This window comes from Bradyrhizobium sp. Ses1 (assembly GCF_059512365.1).
The window spans coordinates 1-492 of record NZ_JCAMOQ010000216.1; the positions used below are offsets into that span (position 1 = coordinate 1).

General features: G+C 59.6%; 1 pseudogene. It reads left to right on the forward strand.

Going from position 1 to position 492, the window contains the following annotated elements:
* A pseudogene (locus AC5ZG5_RS46435) lies at window positions 1–492 on the forward strand (ISNCY family transposase); the annotation flags it as partial.

Sequence of the window (492 nt, forward strand, 5' to 3'; positions counted from 1 at the left end):
TCGGCGCGGGGCAGTTTCGTCCAGACGCTCGTTCTCACGGACATCGCCACCGGCTGGACGGAATGCGCGCCACTTCTGGTGCGCGAACAGAGGTTGCTGAGCACGGTTCTGACTGAACTTCGAAAACAGCTACCGTTTGCGCTCCTGGGCCTGGACACCGACAACGACTCTGTGTTCATGAATGAGACCTTGAAAGGGTATTGCGAACAGGCTGGTATCGTCTTCACGCGTTGTCGCCCGTATCGCAAGAACGACCAGGCCTTTGTCGAGCAGAAGAACGGCGCGGTGGTCCGACGAATGGTCGGCTACCGTCGATTCGAGGGGCTCGAAGCGGCTGCTCTGCTGGCTCGGCTTTACCGTTCGGCCCGCTTGTTCGTGAACTTTTTCCAGCCGTCGTTCAAATTGATACGAAAGGAGCGCGACGGAGCGCGTGTCCACAAAACGTACAGCGCTCCCGCGACGCCGCATCAGCGGCTGGTTGCGGAAGCAAGA